This is a genomic window from Candidatus Amarolinea aalborgensis, from assembly GCF_900491745.1.
In the GTDB taxonomy this organism is placed as follows: domain Bacteria; phylum Chloroflexota; class Anaerolineae; order SSC4; family Amarolineaceae; genus Amarolinea; species Amarolinea aalborgensis.
Genome location: NZ_UETR01000001.1, coordinates 363,714 through 381,088 on the forward strand (window position 1 = coordinate 363,714; position 17,375 = coordinate 381,088).

Genomic DNA, 17,375 nt, shown 5'->3' on the forward strand with positions numbered 1-17,375 from the left:
AATCCTGCACATCCTGTTCATCCTGTCCAAATCGGCCTGCAGGGTGAGCAGTTACGAATTTCAGGGGTACCGTATCACAGCGCGGGCAATTCGGGAACCGCTGTTGATCCATGCTATAATATGAGTGGCTCTTTCGATCGTTGGATTACACCCGCTGCGGCAACATCAAGGAAGCTCTGCACATGAACCCCACTGGGACACTGCACATTCACCTTCTGGGATACTTCTCCCTGACCTGCGACGCGCAGCCCATCACGGCGTTGGATCAGCCGCGGCTGCAAGCCCTATTGGCCTTTCTCGTCTTGCAGCGCGGCGTTCCCCAATCACGCCAACAGTTGGCCTGCCTCTTCTGGCCTGATACCACCGATGCCAGGGCACGCTCGAACTTCCGGACGTTGTTTCATCGCTTGCGCCAGACCCTCCCCAACGCTGATCGCTTTCTTCTGTTCGACGCGCACCATGTTCAGTGGCGCCGCGACGGGCCTTTTTGCCTGGATGTGGCCGACTTCGAGGCTGCACTGGCCGCGGCCAGCAGCAGCGACTCTCTGCAAGCCGCGGTGGACCTCTACACCGGCGATCTGTTGCCCTCCTGCTACGATGAGTGGATCATGCCCGCGCGCGAGCGGCTGCACCAGTTGTTCCTGCAGAGCCTGGAGCGCCTGGTTTCCCAACAAGAAGCCCTGCGCCAGTTCGAGCCTGCGATTCGTAACGCCCAGCGCTTGCTGCGCGCCGATCCTCTGCACGAGGCCGGCCATCGCCACCTGATGCGCCTGCACCTGGCCAACGGCGATCGGGCCAGGGCCTTGCGCGCCTACCACCGCTGCGCCACCCTGCTGCGCCAGGAATTGGGGGTTGATCCCAGCTCGACCACGCAGGCGCTCTACCAGCGTTTGCTGACGCTTGCAGATAGCGACCCCGGCCCGAGAGCCGCCCACACGTTTGCCTTGCCGTCTGTTGTGGCGCCAGCTTTAGTTGGCCGCCAGGCGGAGTGGGCGCAACTGCTGGAAATTTGGCGGGCCGCGGCCGCCGGCAGCCCGGGCCTGGCGCTGCTCAGCGGCGAGGCTGGCGTTGGAGCCACGCGGCTGGCCGAGGAGTTGGTGGCCTGGGTCTGGCGGCAGGACGGCGACGTGGCGGTGGCCCGCGGTGACGCGGCCAGCCGTCAGTTGCCCTTCGCGCCCATCGCCGCCTGGCTGCGCAGCCCGGCGCTGCAAACCCGTTTGGCGGCCCTGGATACGTCGCGCCTGGTCGAGATAGCCCGCCTGCTGCCGGAGGTGTTGGCGGGGCGGGCGGGCCTGGCCGCGCCCGGCCCCTTGGTCGAGGCGTGGCAGCGCCAGCGCTTCTTCGAGGCGCTGGCCGCGCCGCTGCTGCAGCATCAGCGCCCGCTGCTGCTGTTGGCCGACGACCTGCACCAGAGCGACGACCAGACGCTGGAGTGGCTGCACTACGTGTTGAGCCAGGCGGGGCGTGCGCCTCTGCTCGTGCTGGGCACGGCGCGTCGCGAGGAGGTTCAAGCTGATCACCCGCTGGCCGGCCTGCGGCGCGACTTACAAGCGGCCGGCCGTTGGCACGAGCTAACCCTGGAACCGCTGAACGCCAGCGAGAGCGGCGAATTGGCCGTCAGCCTGGCCGGCCGGGAGCTGACGCCGTGCGAAATCCGGCACCTCTATCACGACAGCGAGGGCAACCCGTTGTTCCTGGTCGAGACCGTGCGCGCCGGCCTGCTGACCCCGCCGGGGCCGCAGCCAGACTCCGATCCTGATCCCACCGGCCCCCTGTGCCTGCTGTGTCCCGTGCGCATCCATCAGTCGCTCAAGGTGCAGGCCGTGGTTGAGCAGCGCCTGGCGCAGCTTTCTGCGAGCGGTCGCAGCCTGGCCCAGGTTGCCGCGGTGATTGGGCGCCAGTTCACCCTGGACCTCCTGCAACCCGTCAGCGACCTGGACGAGACGGCGCTGCTGACGACTTTGGACGAATTGTGGCGCAGGGGCATCGTGCGTGAGCAAGGCGCGGAGGGTTACGGCTTCAGCCATAACAAGCTGCGCGCCGCGGCCTATGCCCAGTTGAGCCTGCCTCAACGCCAACTGATGCACCGCCGGGTGGCGCAGGCGCTGCAAGCGGCGCCGGCCGGACAGATTGGCCTGGCCGCGCGATTGGCCTACCACTACGATGAGGCCGGCGATGCGCCGCGGGCAGCGACCTGCTGGCTGCAAGCCGGGGATGACGCGCGCGCCGTCGCTGCCGTGCGTGAAGCCGATGCCTGCTATCGCCGCGCCGTCGCCATCCTGCACGCACGCGGCGACCCGGTTGGCGCCGGCCAGGCCATGCTGAAGTTGGGCATGGCCCATCACGCGGCCTTCGATTTTAGCACGGCCGACGCTGCGTACGCCGCCGGGTTTGACCTGCTGGCGCAGCAGCCACTCTGGCCGGCCGCCGCGCACGCAGAAACCGCACCGCGCGCCGCCTTGCGCCTGGCCCGCCTGCTTCCCCAGACCCTCGATCCCGCGGCCGATGATGGCCGCGACGCCTGGCTGATTGATCAACTCTTCTGCGGCCTGGTCGCCGAAGGTCCGGACATGACCATCGTGCCCGATATCGCGCGTGACTGGCAGATCGAGGAAAACGGCCGCGCCTACGTTTTCAACCTGCGGCGTGACGTGTGCTGGCGCGATGGCGTGCCGGTCACCGCGGGCGATTTCGAGTTTGCCTGGCGCCGCGCCCTGGACCCGGTCACCGCGGCGCCCTTCGCCCACCTGCTAAGCGACATCGCCGGCGCGCAGGCCCTGCTGACCGGCCACGCGGCCGATGCGGGCCAGCTCGGCGTGCAGATTTTGGACCCTTTTACCCTGCGCGTCACCCTGGCCGAGCCGACCAACAGCTTTCTCTACGTGCTGGCGCATCGGATTGCCTTTGCCGTGCCCCGCCACGCGCGCGCGCGCGACGGCGCGGTCTGGACCGAGCCGGCGCACCTGGTAAGCAATGGGCCGTTCTACCTGGCCGACTGGCAGGCGGGGAAAGCCCTGACCCTGGAGCGGAACCCCGACTATCATCTGCCCGTGGCCGGCAATGTGGGCCAGGTGCAGGTGGCGCTGTTGGCGGACTGGAGCGAGCAGACGCCGTGGTACGAGGCCGGTCAGTTGGACGTGCTGGCGCTGCACCGCCTGCCGCGGGCCGAGACCATCCGCCTGCACCGGCGCCATCCCGCGCAGTTCCACTCGGTGTCCGACCTGCGCGTGGACTACCTCGCCTTCGACACCCGCCGGCCGCCCTTCGACGATACCCGCGTGCGGCAGGCTTTTGTGATGGCTACCGACCGCGCGTACCTCTCGGCGGCGCGGCTGTTCGGCTACGATCAGCCGGTCAGCGGGGGCTTCGTGCCGCCCAACCTGCCGGGGCATGTCGCGGACATTGCCCTGCCCTACGCGCCGGCGCGGGCGCAGCAGCTCCTGGCGGAGGCCGGCTACCCTGGCGGGCAGGGTCTGCCGGGGATCGAACTATGGGGCGGTGAAGGCTCGGGCACCTGGGATCCCGTGGGCGAGTACCTGGCGCAGCAGTGGCAGCGGGTCTTGGGGGTGAATAGCCAGCGGCGCACGGTGGCCGCCGAGCGCTTGATCCGCTTCTCCAGCGCGGAGGGACCTCACGCTTTCTTCGTGGGCTGGCGGGCTGACTATCCCGATCCAGACAACTTCCTGCGCCTGGCCCCCATTGGTTGGCAGACCGGCTGGCGTCATGCGCACTACGATGACCTCGTGACCAGGGCCAAGACCCTACGCGACGCGACCGAGCGTCTGCGTCTCTACCGCGAGGCCGAGACCATCCTGGCCCAAGAAGCCCCCATCCTGCCCCTCACCTATCACCATTGGTACGCGCTGTTCAAGCCCCGCGTGACCCATTTCCCCATCTCGCCCATGCGGCGCTGGTTTCTGAAGGATGTGGTGATTACCCCGGACTAGAGAGAGGATCGCCTTCCAGCGGTGACTTCTCAGGCTGGCAGGAATGTAGACAGGATTTACAGGATTCACAGGATACTTGGCTCTTTGTGCCAGTTGATCACGCTGCACCTATCCACTTTGTACTATGTACTTTGCGCTATGGTCTTTGCGCTATGTACTTTGCACTCCCCGCGCTCCCTTCGCCAGCGCTTCCATCTGCGCCAAATGCGTCGCCTCGTGCGCGGCGAAGTAGCTCACCTGCTGGCGGATGCTGACCGCGCCAAATTCCTCGTGCTGGCCGATGCGCCACCAATCCGCCAGGGGAATCGCCATCAAGCGGGCCAGGAGTTGGGCGCGCGCCGCCAGGTATTCGGCGAAGATTTCTTGGGTGGTCGGATGCTGCTCTGCCTGATTCTGCGCCCACGCGTAGACGGCCAGCGCGGTCAGGGCCGGGTTTTCCTCCGCCAACATCCGTTCCAGCCGGTATGCAAGCACACCTTGGGCGTCACGTAGATGGGTCACCGCCTGGTGCAGCGACCAGGCCCCCGGCGCAGGCTCGTGACTCAGGGCGTCCTCGGGGATACCCTCGATCAGTGCGGCCACCGCGGATGGAGTCTGCCGCAGGCGTTCGAGGGCGGCCGGCGGGTCCAGCTCATTCAGCCAATAGACTGGAAGCCAACGCTGGAATGTCTCCGGCCAGGCGCCGCAGGTGCGGCAGTGGACAGGCGGCGCCTTGACTACCGCGTAACCGCAGGTGCGGCACACGTAGGCATCGGGCGTCTCGTCAATCAGGGTGAACCGCCCATCCGCCAGGGCTTGAGCGCCCACGCGCAGAGCCGCCACAAGTTCGGCTCCAACGTCGAAGGTGGTCAGATCCGCTGCAAGCTGTTCCGTCGCGTCCGCCAGCACCTGCTTGTCGCCGGGCAACTCACGCGCGTACGCGGCCCGGCGCACCACGGCGTCAGCCGCCGCACGCGCCAGCTTGGCGACATTGTACTGCCCTTCGCGCTCCAGGCGGCTGGCCAGGGCCATCAGCCGAACCAGGACATCGGTCCCATGCACATCAAGCATTACCATCACCCTCCCTCTCAGGTTGTATTCATAGTCATGTACGACGCGGGCCTCATGGTGGCGCCGAGTCGCACCGCCGTGCGTCGCTCGATGAGGCCGGCGCCTTCCAGCAGCCGCGGGGTGCCATTGTATCACAGCGCAGGTGATTCGAGAATCGCTGTGGTCCGTTGGATTGATGTCTTGATCATCTATGCACGTGAAACTCTTCATGAAACGCTTTTGAAACGGTCGCCGTGCTATGCTGGCGTTGGACGTTTCTTTTTCCTGCGTGACGTTGTTCATGAAACGCTTTTGAAGCGGTTAATGTGCTATGTTCATGTCTATCGAGATAAGTCGCTATTTCGTACTTAGGGAGGATTTCAGTATGGTTCGCTTCCAGCATTCCTGGCACCCTGGTCGTTTGTTCGCAGTCGTTGGCCTGGCTCTGGCCCTCTGGCTCCTGGCCTCCGTTTCTCCCCACACAGCCTACGCCGGCAGTTGCTCCTGGACCGGCGCCGTCAGTTCGAATTGGAATACGGCCGGCAACTGGGGGCCTGGCTGTACCGGCGCGGGCGGCATCCCCGGCAGCGCCGACACCGTGGACATCCCCTCCGGCCCGCCTAACGATCCGAGCATCAGCGGCAGCATTACGCTGCAAGGGTTGACCGTCTATGGAACGCTGTCTCTCTCTGCGAATGCAACCCTTGATACCCCGCTTACCAACTGGGGCACGGTGTCTTTAGGGACTCGAACCCTCACCTTTACGGGCAGCAGCTTCACCAACTACGGCACGGTGAGTGGCACGGGGGCTGTGCAAACACAGGGGATCGTGTTGTTTATCGAGGGTGGCGTTTTCAACGCGCCCTTGGCCGTGCTCTCCAGCACAACGACGACCTACGGCACGTTCAACGGTACGGTCACCGTGAACAGCGGTGCGACCCTGGAAGTGCAGGCGGGCACCAGCCTGTCTGCCTACGGCGACCTGACGGTCAACGGCACGCTGAGCGGCGGCAACGGCAGCTCAATTCTCAACTTCTACGGCACAACGTTGACCAACACCGGCACGGTGTCGTTGGCCAACGTCTACTTCTACGGCGGCAGTGCGCAGTCCATCACCGGCAGCGGCGCCTGGACCGGCAATGGTCTGTTCGAGACTCAAGCCGATGTCACGTTGGCCAATGACATCGCCATGGCTTTTTCGACTTTCCATTTCAACTACAATTTCTCAGCCATCTTCTCGTTCAACAACCACGTGTTGACGCTCACCTCGCCGACGACGCTGGCGATCACGGTTTATGGTACGTTGAACATTGGCAACCAGCCCTTCACCATCAGCGCGCCCGGCGGCAGCAGCTTCGCCAACGGAGGTACGGTCAATGGCACGGGCGAATTGCGCACCTCCGGCACGGTTAGCATGTCTACCAGCGCCTTCAACCCACCCCTACGCGTTCTGGGCGGCACAACGACGGCCTATGGCACGTTCAACGGTACGGTCACCGTGAACAGCGGTGCGACCCTGGAAGTGCAGGCGGGCAGCATCCTATCTGCCTACGGCGACCTGACGGTCAACGGCACGCTGAGCGGCGGCAACGGCAGCTCAGTTCTCAACTTCTACGGCACAACGTTGACCAACACCGGCACGGTGTCGTTGGCCAACGTCAACTTCTACGGCGGCAGTGCGCAGTCCATCACCGGCAGCGGCGCCTGGACCGGCAATGGTCTGTTCGAGACTCAAGCCGATGTCACGTTGGCCAATGACATCGCCATGGCTTTTTCGACTTTCCATTTCAACTACAATTTCTCAGCCATCTTCTCGTTCAACAACCACGTGTTGACGCTCACCTCGCCGACGACGCTGGCGATCACGGTTTATGGTACGTTGAACATTGGCAACCAGCCCTTCACCATCAGCGCGCCCGGCGGCAGCAGCTTCGCCAACGGAGGTACGGTCAATGGCACGGGCGAATTGCGCACCTCCGGCACGGTTAGCATGTCTACCAGCGCCTTCAACCCACCCCTACGCGTTCTGGGCGGCACAACGACGGCCTATGGCACGTTCAACGGTACGGTCACCGTGAACAGCGGTGCGACCCTGGAAGTGCAGGCGGGCAGCATCCTATCTGCCTACGGCGACCTGACGGTCAACGGCACGCTGAGCGGCGGCAACGGCAGCTCAGTTCTCAACTTCTACGGCACAACGTTGACCAACACCGGCACGGTGTCGTTGGCCAACGTCAACTTCTACGGCGGCAGTGCGCAGTCCATCACCGGCAGCGGCGCCTGGACCGGCAATGGTCTGTTCGAGACTCAAGCCGATGTCACGTTGGCCAATGACATCGCCATGGCTTTTTCGACTTTCCATTTCAACTACAATTTCTCAGCCATCTTCTCGTTCAACAACCACGTGTTGACGCTCACCTCGCCGACGACGCTGGCGATCACGGTTTATGGTACGTTGAACATTGGCAACCAGCCCTTCACCATCAGCGCGCCCGGCGGCAGCAGCTTCGCCAACGGAGGTACGGTCAATGGCACGGGCGAATTGCGCACCTCCGGCACGGTTAGCATGTCTACCAGCGCCTTCAACCCACCCCTACGCGTTCTGGGCGGCACAACGACGGCCTATGGCACGTTCAACGGTACGGTCACCGTGAACAGCGGTGCGACCCTGGAAGTGCAGGCGGGCACCAGCCTGTCTGCCTACGGCGACCTGACGGTCAACGGCACGCTGAGCGGTGGAGACATCAACAGCTCGCTCGTCTTCTACGGTAGCACCCTCACGAACAACGGCAACACCATCACCGTGGCCAATGTCACCTTCGCGGGCACAACCACCCTGCAAGGCACAGGCAGTTTCATCGGCGATACAGCAACGATCCAGTCTGGGGCGATACTGACGCTGGGCAGCGATCATCAGATGAGCAACGTCGTCGTTGACTTCGGCGGCACGTTCAATCTCAACGGGCATACCCTGGGGCTTGCAGCCTCCGGCACACCGCTGACCAACAACGGCGCCTTCAACGCGACCAACAGCACCGTCTCTTACGATGGCGCGGCTGCCCAAACCGTGGCAACAGCCAACGTGGACTACACCAACCTGACGATTGACAACCCGGCCGGAGTCACCCTGAGCAGCGCCGAGAGCGTGCCTGGCGTGTTGGCGCTCAAGCAGGGCGTGTTCACCAACGGTGCTAATCTGACCCTGGGCAACGGCGCTACCATCGTGCGCAGCGGCGGCAGCCTGGCGACCGCGCCGACCTTTGGCGCCTCAGTGAATGTTCAATATGCTGGCAATGCGGCCATCACCACCGGCCCTGAGCTGCCGGCGGCGACCTCTGTCCTCGCCAATCTGACCAACAACAATACCGCTACGATCAATCTCAACCAAAACGAGACCGTCAACGGCGCCTTCACGCTGACCGCAGGCACGTTCAACGTCGGCACGCGCACCTTAACCCTGAAGGGAGCCGTCTCAGCGTCCGCTGGCGTGCTGGCCAGCGCCACGACCGGCACGGTGGCCTATACGCAGAGCGCGACGGGTCAGGCGGTGCTGGCCACGCAGTACGGCAATCTGACCTTCAACGCCTCCGGCAAGGTGCTGCCCGCCAGCGGTGTCGTGCGCATCGCTGGCGTGTTCACGGCGCCTGCGGCTGCCGGCCACACGCTGACCGGCAGTACGGTGGAGTTCAACGGCGCCAGCGCCCAACTGCTGCCCGCGGGCTTCCCGACCTACAACAATCTGATCTTGAACAACATCGCTGGCGCCACCGGCGTGGCCGGACTGACGGTGAACAGCCTGCTGCGTGTGCAGGCCGGGACGTTTACCACGGCCTCGGACTTCAACAACGTACAGATTGACCCCGGCGCCACCCTCAACGCGGGCGGCGACATGACGGTCAGCGGTGACTGGACTAACCAGGGCACATTCACGCCGAACACCCGCACCGTCACCTTCGACGGCAGCGGTAGCCAGGCCATCGCCGGCGCGACGACCTTCTACAATCTGACCATCGCCAACACCGCAGCGACCCCCAGCGACAGCACCGACGTGGACTCGGACACCGCGTTGACCGTTCAGAACGCGCTGACCGTCAACGATGGTCAGTTCCAGCCCCAGACCGGATCGAGCTTCAACCCGGTCACGATCGGCGTTGATGGCATCCTCAAGCCGGACAGCGGCGGCGCGCTCACGGTCAACGGTAACTTCACCAACAATGGCAGCTTCGTGCGCAACGCAGGCACGCTGACCTTTGCCGGCACAACCACAATCTCGGGCAGCAGTGCGACCACGCTGCATCATGCAACGATCACCGGCAGCCTGACGGCGCCAGCGGGTATTCTCAGCATGACCGGCAACTTCACCAACAGCGGCGTCTTTGCGCATGGCAATGGCACGTTGCGCTTTATCAGCAACGCGCTGCAAAACCTGACGCTCAATGGTCCGACGGCCATCTTCAATTTGACTGTCACCAATGGTACGACATTGGTGGAAACCGTGGCGGCTGACAATGCCACCGTCGCGGGCACGCTCACCAACCAGGGCGTCATCCGCAAGAGCCGCGCTGTGGCTGGCGCCGGCGCGGTCTCCTTTGGTCTGACCGGCGCCAGCGCCAACGTGACGACGGCGGGCAGCCTTTCCCAGGTTCAGGTGGATCGCGTGGATCAGAACCAGCCCAGTGCGAACACGCTGACAGCCACGGGTCGTTACTGGACCATCACGCCGACCGGCGCCGGCTACACGGTGGATCTCACCTTGCTGCGGCCAGCCGTCGTGACATCAAACGCCCTGGCTTGTCGCAACGGCGTCAGCGAATGGAACTGCACGTGCAGCAGCGCCACGGCCACCACCGTCACCCGTAATGGCGTGACCCAGTTCTCTGACTGGGCCGTGGGCATGGGGGCCAGCGTGACCTCCATCCAGGGTGTGGCCTCGCGCTGGGGCGCCGCGACCGGCAACCCCAACTACGATCTGTTGTTCGACATGGATCGCAATGGCGTGATTGACATCCGCGACGTGATGCTGGTCGCCAGTCTGTGGAGCGTCGGCTGTTAGGTTCCCGGCATGGCCTGTCGGCAGGCCATGAATTCATCCGTGTGGTGCGACTGCGTGAATCGTGTGTGGGGATCACAGTCGCACCACACATCTTTTGGGCGATCTGACAACGTGTGAGAATGAACGATGAAGAAACACCAACGTAGAGGCCGCATGATGGTCATTTTGGCGCTGTTGCTGGCTAGCCGGCTGCCCGGGCTGGTCAACGCCGCACGCGCAGCAGCCGGCAGCCCGCAGGAGAGCAGTGCCCCGGCTATGAACCAACGGCTCGGCCCGACCGCCGGCGCCTGGGATGCCGGTTTTCAGTTTCCCGGCGTGGACGGGGATGTTTCGGCCCTGGTTCAGGGCGCGAATGGTAACATCTACATCGGCGGTCATTTCACGCACGTGGGCAGCCAGCCCATCAGCAATGTGGCCAAATGGAACAGCGCCACAGCGACCTGGTCGGCCGTCGGCAGCATCGGCGGTGTGCGCGACCTGGCGCTAGCTGCGAACGGCCATCTCTACGCCGTGGGGGACATGGCGGGCTTCGCGGCCATGTGGAATGGCACCTCCTGGGCAACCCTGGGCACGGGACTGTGGGGTACGGCCTATTCCGTGGTCATAGACCCAGCGAACGACGATGTCTACGTGGGCGGCTGCTTTCTGACTGATGGAACCGGCGCCGTTACCCTGAACAACCTCGCCCGGTGGGATGGTTCGATCTTGTCGGCCGTCGGCGGCAGCGCCAATGGCTGCGTCTATGCCCTGGCGATGGACCCGGTCACCAGCACGCTCTACGTCGGCGGCGACTTTACCGCGCCGGGGAATCATGTGGCCAAGTGGAGCGGTTTCAGTTGGGGACCGGTGGGCGCCGGCTTTAATAATTCGGTGCGCAGCCTGCTGTGGCAGGGCAACACGCTCTACGCCGGTGGCGCCTTCACAGCCAATGGCTGGAACACGGTCACGCTCAACTATGTGGCCCGCTGGAACGGCACCGCCTGGGGGGCGGTGGGCGTCGGGTTCAACTCCTGGGTCTACAGCCTGGCCGCTGATGCCGGCGGCAACGTTTACGCGGGCGGCATCTTCACCCAGGACAGCGCCAACAACGTCACCTTCAACCGTGTGGCCCGTTGGGATGGCGCCGCGTGGTCAGCCCTGGGCAGCGGCGCGAGCGGAGGAATTCGTGACCTGCTCGTGCAGAATGGCGATCTCTACGTGGGCGGCTACTCTGGGCGCGGCATTTTCCAGCGTTGGCGCAATGGCAGTTGGAGCGACCTGACGCCTTCCGAGGGCAACGGCATGGACGCCGCGGTTCAAGCCATGCTGCTGGACGGAAGCGGCAACCTGTTCGTCGGTGGACGCTTTTTCAACGCCGGGCTGCAGACCGTGCGCTATATCGCCAAATGGAACGGCTCAGCCTGGGCGCCCCTGGGCAGCGGGCTGAGCGATGCGGTTTACGCGCTGGCGCGAGACGGCGGGGGCAACCTCTACGCCGGCTTTGGGTCTGCCTCACAAGGCTATGTCGCCAAATGGAACGGCTCAGCGTGGTCGTTCCTGGGCAGCGGCTTGAGCGGGCAGATCAACGCGCTGGCCGTGGATGGCAGCAACAACGTGTATGTGGCCGGCACGTTTGGCGCCCCCGGCAGCAGCGGCCCGCTGGAGGTTGCCAGGTGGAACGGCTCCGCTTGGGTGCAGGTGGGTACCGGTCTGTTTGGCCCAAGCGGCGTCAGGGCGCTGGCCGTGGACAGCAACGGCCAGCTCTACGCCGGCGGCGACTTTTTTGCCGATGGCGCCTTCACCATGCCCTTGTCCAACATCGCCCGCTGGAACGGCGTTGCCTGGTCATCCGTGGGCGCGGGACTCGACGCGCCCGTCAACGCCCTGCAGCTCGGCAGCAACGGTGTGCTTTACGCCGGCGGTCAGTTTACCGCCGAGGCCGGCGGCGCGACGGCTCTCGATCATGTGGCGGCCTGGAGCGGCTCGACCTGGGCGCCCCTGGGCAGCGGCACGAACGATGCTGTGACGGTGCTGGCTCTGGACGGCGATGGCCGCCTGGTGGCCGGGGGGCGGTTCACCACGGCCGGCGGGGCCAGCGCCAATCGCATTGCGCGTTGGAATGGCTCGAGCTGGACGTCCCTGGGCAGCGGCTTGGATAACAGTGTGCTCGCCCTGGCCGCGGACGGGAACACCGCCATCTTTGCGGGCGGCTCGTTCACGGCAGCCGGGGACGTGGCGGCCTCGCACATCGCCTACTGGGCCAACGTGGCGCCGACCGCGACGGCCACTGCGACGCCGACGCGCACGCCGACCGTCACCGCCACGCGCACCCCGACCCCCAGCGCCACGCCGACGCCCTCGCCAACCCCCAGCGCCACCCCCAGCCCTACGGTCACGTCCACCCCGAGCGCCACCGCGACACCCTCGCTGACCCCTAGCGCCACGGCCACGCTCACGCCGAGCGCGACCCCGAGCGCCACGGCCACTCTTACGCTCACCCCGACCGCAACTCCGACCGCAACGCCGTGGTTCGTGTTTGTGCCTATCATTCGGCGTTGAGGGAAAAACGGATAACAGCGTCTTTGCGTTGAAAGTCGTGGGCTACGTCCCGAAATTGAAGTGCACCCCTCCAGCCTTTTGATATCTGTTGGCAGCAGCCAGAACCAACACGGTCGCAGAGGCATAGCCATGGATGGTCGCTGTGGCGATCATGCCGGCGGCAACTCGTCGCCTTCGATGAGAGTCCCTGTACCTGCCTTTTCCAGCATGGCAAGAAAATCCGCGCGATTGGCGCGGGCCGCCCGCTCTTGAAAGTAGCGTTCGGTGCGCAGCGCGGCCAATTTCTCGGCCACGGCGACGTTGATGAACTGATTGAGCATGGAGCTGTCAATGTGGGGAAGGCTGACAGGTTTTGAGGTGGATGTGCATCTATGCAGGCAGATGGATCAAGGCCTGTTCTGCTGTACACCACTGCCATGGCCTTGATCCATGAACAACGCTCCGGTCGAAGTTGAACTTTGCGCGCTGGCCCTCGCGGCGACGCGCCGACCGCAACCGGCCGGCGCGTAGAATCGGCGGATGCGATCCAAACTGGCTCGGTGGCAGACCGGCCAGAGCGAAGCAACTATTTCAGGAGGAAACAAATGAACGAAGAACACGCGCAACGCCACGCCCTGATGGTGAGCCAGGAAGCCGGCGAGGGCGCGCCCGGCTCGGCCATCATCTGGTATCTCGACTGGTTGGACGACCAGGGCGTCCCGCAATCTGAGCATCTGGATGATCAGTACCAGGGTTTCAAGAAGCTCGGCGCAGACGGCTGGCGGCTGGTGCAGGTGATCGAGAGGCCCGCGGGCGAAGGGGGCCACGACGGGCCGGTTGGGCCGTCCACGCACCACTACTTCACCCGACCGGCGCGCGGACGCGGGTGACCAGCAGCATCTCCCTGCAAAAGGAGATCTCTGCATGAACGAGAACAAAATTCACATTTACGTTTCAGGAGGTTCGCTATCATGTTCAAAACGATTCTCAAGCGCACTCGCATTTCTGCGCGACCGGCAACCCTACTGGTGACTGTGCTGGTCCTGGCGCTGGTGGGCGGCACCGCCCTGGCCGCGCCAAGCGCGCTGTCACGCCTGTTCGAGCCGGCCGCCTCGCCGCCTACGCTGGTCAGCTACCAGGGCTATGTCAAGGTTAGCAGCGTCGCCTACTCCGGTACAGGTTACTTCAAGTTTGCCGTCATGGATGCAGCCAGCGGCAACGGTGCGACCAACTATTGGGCCAACGACGGCGCGGCCAGCGGCGAGCCGTCGGCCTCCGTCGCCCTGACCGTGGACAGCGGTCTGTTCAACGTCATGCTGGGCGACACCAGCCTGGCCGGCATGACGCAGCCGCTCACGCAAGGCGCATTCAACCAAACTATCACCTACCTGCGGGTCTGGTTCAGCCAGTCGGCCGGCGGGCCGTTCCAGGCGCTCGATCCCAACCAGCGCATCGGCAGTGTAGCCTATGCGCTGCGGGCCGAGCGCGCGCTGACCTCTGACATTGCGCTCGGGGTGGGGGACAACACGAACGCCTGTACATCGGCCCTGTCTGGCAATCTTCGCTGGACCGGCTCGGTCTACCAATTGTGCGATGGTATTTCTTGGCGCACAGTACAGTTGAGCGAAGGCAAGGTGGTTCTCTACCAGGCCAACAACGCGATTGCCATCGTCGGTGGGGCGATCGGTGGAAGGACAGGCGCTGATACGTTGTGCCAAAGCGCGAGCAACAAGCCTGCAGGCTACAGCAGCTACCGGGCTTTCATCAGCGTCAGCGCCACGGATGAAATCAGGGACATGCCGGCCAACTATGGCGTACCGACTTCCTATGCCGTCAGGTCAACCAATAATACGTTGATCGCCAGCAATTGGTCTGATCTCCTCGATGGTTCAATCAATACCTACCTGGCAGCGGCTGGCGTCTACGTCAATGGCCCCTACGATTGGTGGTCAGGATCCTTACAGGACGGTTCGTTGGACGGGGTCAACTGTGCTTCGTGGACCAACCTGAACGCTCCTGGCAGATCCGGCAGGTTCGAATACAGCAATTCCAATTGGATCTATGCCGCTGTTTATGGATGCAACAGCGGCGCTAATCTTCTTTGCATCGCCTACTGACTGAGAAGGCTGGGAGCTTCCCTATGAGACACATAGTCCCTTCAAGGCTTGGGAAATTCGTTCTGGTGATTGCTGTATGGCTAACTGCCGTGGGGATGGTTAGCGCTCAAAACGGCGGCGGCGTTGACCTGAGCTGGCACGTGCTCTCCAGCGGCGGCGCCAGCGCCAGCAGCGGCGGCGCCATTACGTTGGGCGGCAGCCTGGGCCAATTCGGCGCCGGGACCGCGTCCGGCGCCACAGCGGCGCTGGCCGGCGGTTTCTGGAACGCTGACAGCGGCGGCGTGTTGGCCGCGGCTTTGGCCGACTTCAGCGCCGCGCAGCAAGGCGACTTCATCCTGCTCACCTGGGAAACCAACAGCGAGCTAGGCAACCTCGGCTTCAACCTCTACCGCGGGACGTCGCCCGACGGCTGGGACCGGCAGCTCAATGAGTTGCTGATCCCCTCGCAGTCGCCGGGCAGCTCCGGGGGTTTCATCTACACCTGGGAGGACCGCGCCGATCTCGCGCCCGGCGCGACCTACTACTACTGGGTCGAGGATGTGGACATCTCCGGCGCGACGACGATGCACGGGCCGGTGAGCGCCACGTACCAGGTTCCCACGGCGGTCACGCTTGCAGGGCTGCGTACCAACCGCGGTGCAGTGTCCCTCCCCTGGGTCGCGGCGATGGCGGCCGCGGCTTGCGCAGCCGGGCTGCTGGTCGTGCGCAAACGGGTGAACGCGCCATAAGCGGATCGCGATTCCAGCCGCGCGCGTGGAGGCATTCTGCGGCGCGCGTTTTCAAGCCAGCCCGCAGACAAATCACAAAGCCACCCAGGCTGTCAAGAGCTTCTTGGCGCCGTGGTGGCTTTGTGTGAGCCAGTCATACCCCACGAGCCAGCATCTTTACGTTAGTCGCACAGGTGCTCCGCGCACACCGGACAAAAAACAGGCCATCCGTGCCAATCCGTGTTCATCCGCGGCTTCATTTCAGGTCAGCGCGCCGATGAAAACCTCGAACGGCGCCAGCCTCAGTTGGCGCAGATTCTGTGGCCCGGCCGCGCGCTCATGGCTGGAAAACAGGCATTGCACCTGACCGGCCGCCAGCTCGAAAGTCAACTCTTGAGGCTTGTTCACCATGTTGAGCGCCACCAGGCAGCTTGCCTCCGGCGCGGCGAGCTGGCGCAAGAAGGCCAGGTAATCGCCGGCGTGCTCGTGCAGAGGCACATAGGCGCCGGCGAGCAGAGCCGGCGTCTGCCGGCGCACGCGCAGCAGCCCGCGGTAGAAGTTCAGCAGCGAAGCGGGATCAGTGTCCTGATCGGCCACGTTGACCCCGTGCGCGGCGTTGGGATTGACCGGCAGCCAGGGCTGCACGCCCGGCGGACAGAATCCGGCGTGCGGCGCCGGCGTCCACTGCATCGGCGTGCGGCACTTGTCGCGGCCATGACGGGCCGCATGCGCCACAGCCATCTCGGCCGGCAGGCCAAGTTCCGCGTGCGCCAGCTGATACAGCTGCAGGCCGAGCAGGTCGCGGAACTGGCCGACATCGTCGAGCAGCAGGTCGGTCATGCCAATCTCCTCGCCGTTGTAGAGAAACGGCGTGCCGGTCAGGGTCAACACCAGGGCGGCTGACAGCCGCGCCCGCGCAGCATCGTGCTCCCCATCGCCGAAGCGGCTGTAGACGCGGGACGAATCATGATTGCCCAGGGTGTTGCACGGCCAGCCGCCAGGCGGAAGCGCGGCCAGGCGGGCAGCCTGATTGGCGCGCACCCAGGCCGGCGTCAGGCGCTCCGTCTGCATGAGCGGAAAGTTGAAAACCAGGTGCAGCTCATTGCGGCCGTTGCCCATGTAGGCGATGTCGTCTGTCTCGCCCACGAGCATCGTGTCGGGATAGGCGTCAACCGCCGTACGCAGCTCCTGCATCAGCGCGTGCAGACCCGGACGGTCCACCTGATGTTGATACATGAGCTGCCATTGATCGGCCACCTGCTGGCGCTCGGCGTCGGATGAGGCCGCCGCCATCAGGGCGAACAGGTCGCGCTGGCTCATCGGCGCGGCATGATCGGTCAGCGCCGGATCCTCGAAGATCGTGCCGATGGCATCCAGGCGGAATCCGTCCACGCCCAGGTCAAGCCAGAAGCGCACCGCGGCGAACATCGCCTGCTTGACGGCTGGATGGCGCCAGTTGAGGTCGGGCTGCTGTTTGAGGAAGTAATGGTAGTAGTAGAGGCCCAGCTCCGGTACAAACTCCCAGGCCGAACCGCCAAAGGCCGAGTTCCAGTTGTTGGGCGGGCCGCCGCTGCGGCCAGGATGCCAGACGTACCAATCGTGATGCGGCTGCAGGCGGCCGCGACGGGCATCCTGGAACCACGGGTGCTGATCGGAGGTATGATTGAGCACCATGTCGAGCACGACCCGGATGTCGCGGCGATGCGCGGCGTCGAGGAAACGCTTGAAATCGTCGAGTGTGCCGTACTCAGGCGCCACGCCGGTGTAGTCCGCCACGTCATAGCCGCAGTCGAGCAGCGGCGAGGGGTAATGCGGGGACAGCCAGATCGCGCCGATGCCCAGGTCTTGCAGGTAGTCGAGCCGGTTGATGATGCCGGTCAGGTCGCCGATGCCATCGCCGTCGCTGTCAGCAAAGCTGCGAGGATAGATCTGGTAGAAGACGGCCGTTTGCCACCAGGGCTGTGCAGCCGTTGGCGAATGCGGAGTGTGGTTTGTCATCATGGTT

At 64.6% G+C, this 17,375-nt stretch carries 9 protein-coding genes; 6 read left to right on the forward strand and 3 right to left on the reverse strand.

Features of this window, described 5'->3' with window-relative positions:
• Positions 1-182: 182 nt before the first annotated feature.
• Complete coding sequence (locus ACPQ6D_RS01475) at positions 183-3,947, forward strand: ABC transporter substrate-binding protein (RefSeq protein WP_423222509.1); 3,765 nt, start codon at positions 183-185, stop codon at positions 3,945-3,947.
• A gap of 150 nt (positions 3,948-4,097) precedes the next feature.
• Here ACPQ6D_RS01475 and ACPQ6D_RS01480 read toward each other — a convergent pair whose 3' ends face one another.
• Positions 4,098-5,003: a DinB family protein gene (locus ACPQ6D_RS01480; protein ID WP_423222510.1), complete on the reverse strand. Its 906-nt coding sequence runs from the start codon at positions 5,001-5,003 to the stop codon at positions 4,098-4,100.
• Positions 5,004-5,361: 358 nt separating this feature from the next.
• On the opposite strand from ACPQ6D_RS01480, the gene ACPQ6D_RS01485 reads away from it, so the two are divergent.
• Together ACPQ6D_RS01485 and ACPQ6D_RS01490 are read left to right on the forward strand one after the other, a co-directional pair.
• Positions 5,362-10,029: a beta strand repeat-containing protein gene (locus ACPQ6D_RS01485; RefSeq protein ID WP_423222511.1), complete on the forward strand. Its 4,668-nt coding sequence runs from the start codon at positions 5,362-5,364 to the stop codon at positions 10,027-10,029.
• A gap of 153 nt (positions 10,030-10,182) precedes the next feature.
• On the forward strand, positions 10,183-12,567 hold the full coding sequence (locus ACPQ6D_RS01490; RefSeq protein WP_423222512.1) for a ligand-binding sensor domain-containing protein: 2,385 nt from the start codon (positions 10,183-10,185) through the stop codon (positions 12,565-12,567).
• A gap of 149 nt (positions 12,568-12,716) precedes the next feature.
• Here ACPQ6D_RS01490 and ACPQ6D_RS01495 read toward each other — a convergent pair whose 3' ends face one another.
• Entirely contained in the window at positions 12,717-12,887 is a 171-nt protein-coding gene (locus tag ACPQ6D_RS01495; RefSeq protein WP_423222513.1) for a toxin-antitoxin system HicB family antitoxin, read from the reverse strand.
• 264 nt (positions 12,888-13,151) lie between these two features.
• On the opposite strand from ACPQ6D_RS01495, the gene ACPQ6D_RS01500 reads away from it, so the two are divergent.
• The 3 genes from ACPQ6D_RS01500 to ACPQ6D_RS01510 all read left to right on the forward strand — a co-directional run bounded on the left by ACPQ6D_RS01500 (position 13,152) and on the right by ACPQ6D_RS01510 (position 15,391).
• Entirely contained in the window at positions 13,152-13,436 is a 285-nt protein-coding gene (locus ACPQ6D_RS01500; RefSeq protein ID WP_423222514.1) for a hypothetical protein, read from the forward strand.
• An 81-nt stretch (positions 13,437-13,517) separates the two neighbouring features.
• Positions 13,518-14,663 (forward strand): DUF1554 domain-containing protein, encoded by a 1,146-nt coding sequence (locus ACPQ6D_RS01505; protein WP_423222515.1) that lies wholly within the window; start codon positions 13,518-13,520, stop codon positions 14,661-14,663.
• Positions 14,664-14,758: 95 nt separating this feature from the next.
• Positions 14,759-15,391, forward strand: coding sequence for a hypothetical protein (locus ACPQ6D_RS01510; protein WP_423222516.1), 633 nt, complete (start codon positions 14,759-14,761; stop codon positions 15,389-15,391).
• A gap of 240 nt (positions 15,392-15,631) precedes the next feature.
• Here ACPQ6D_RS01510 and ACPQ6D_RS01515 read toward each other — a convergent pair whose 3' ends face one another.
• Positions 15,632-17,371: an alpha-glucosidase gene (locus tag ACPQ6D_RS01515; RefSeq protein ID WP_423222517.1), complete on the reverse strand. Its 1,740-nt coding sequence runs from the start codon at positions 17,369-17,371 to the stop codon at positions 15,632-15,634.
• Positions 17,372-17,375 lie beyond the last annotated feature (4 nt).

Coding starts and splice junctions, on each gene's coding strand:
- ACPQ6D_RS01475 (WP_423222509.1), top strand. CDS start 183: ATGAACCCCACTGGGACACTGCACATTCACCTTCTGGGATACTTCTCC.
- ACPQ6D_RS01480 (WP_423222510.1), bottom strand. CDS start 5,003: ATGGTAATGCTTGATGTGCATGGGACCGATGTCCTGGTTCGGCTGATG.
- ACPQ6D_RS01485 (WP_423222511.1), top strand. CDS start 5,362: ATGGTTCGCTTCCAGCATTCCTGGCACCCTGGTCGTTTGTTCGCAGTC.
- ACPQ6D_RS01490 (WP_423222512.1), top strand. CDS start 10,183: ATGATGGTCATTTTGGCGCTGTTGCTGGCTAGCCGGCTGCCCGGGCTG.
- ACPQ6D_RS01495 (WP_423222513.1), bottom strand. CDS start 12,887: ATGCTCAATCAGTTCATCAACGTCGCCGTGGCCGAGAAATTGGCCGCG.
- ACPQ6D_RS01500 (WP_423222514.1), top strand. CDS start 13,152: ATGAACGAAGAACACGCGCAACGCCACGCCCTGATGGTGAGCCAGGAA.
- ACPQ6D_RS01505 (WP_423222515.1), top strand. CDS start 13,518: ATGTTCAAAACGATTCTCAAGCGCACTCGCATTTCTGCGCGACCGGCA.
- ACPQ6D_RS01510 (WP_423222516.1), top strand. CDS start 14,759: ATGGTTAGCGCTCAAAACGGCGGCGGCGTTGACCTGAGCTGGCACGTG.
- ACPQ6D_RS01515 (WP_423222517.1), bottom strand. CDS start 17,371: ATGATGACAAACCACACTCCGCATTCGCCAACGGCTGCACAGCCCTGG.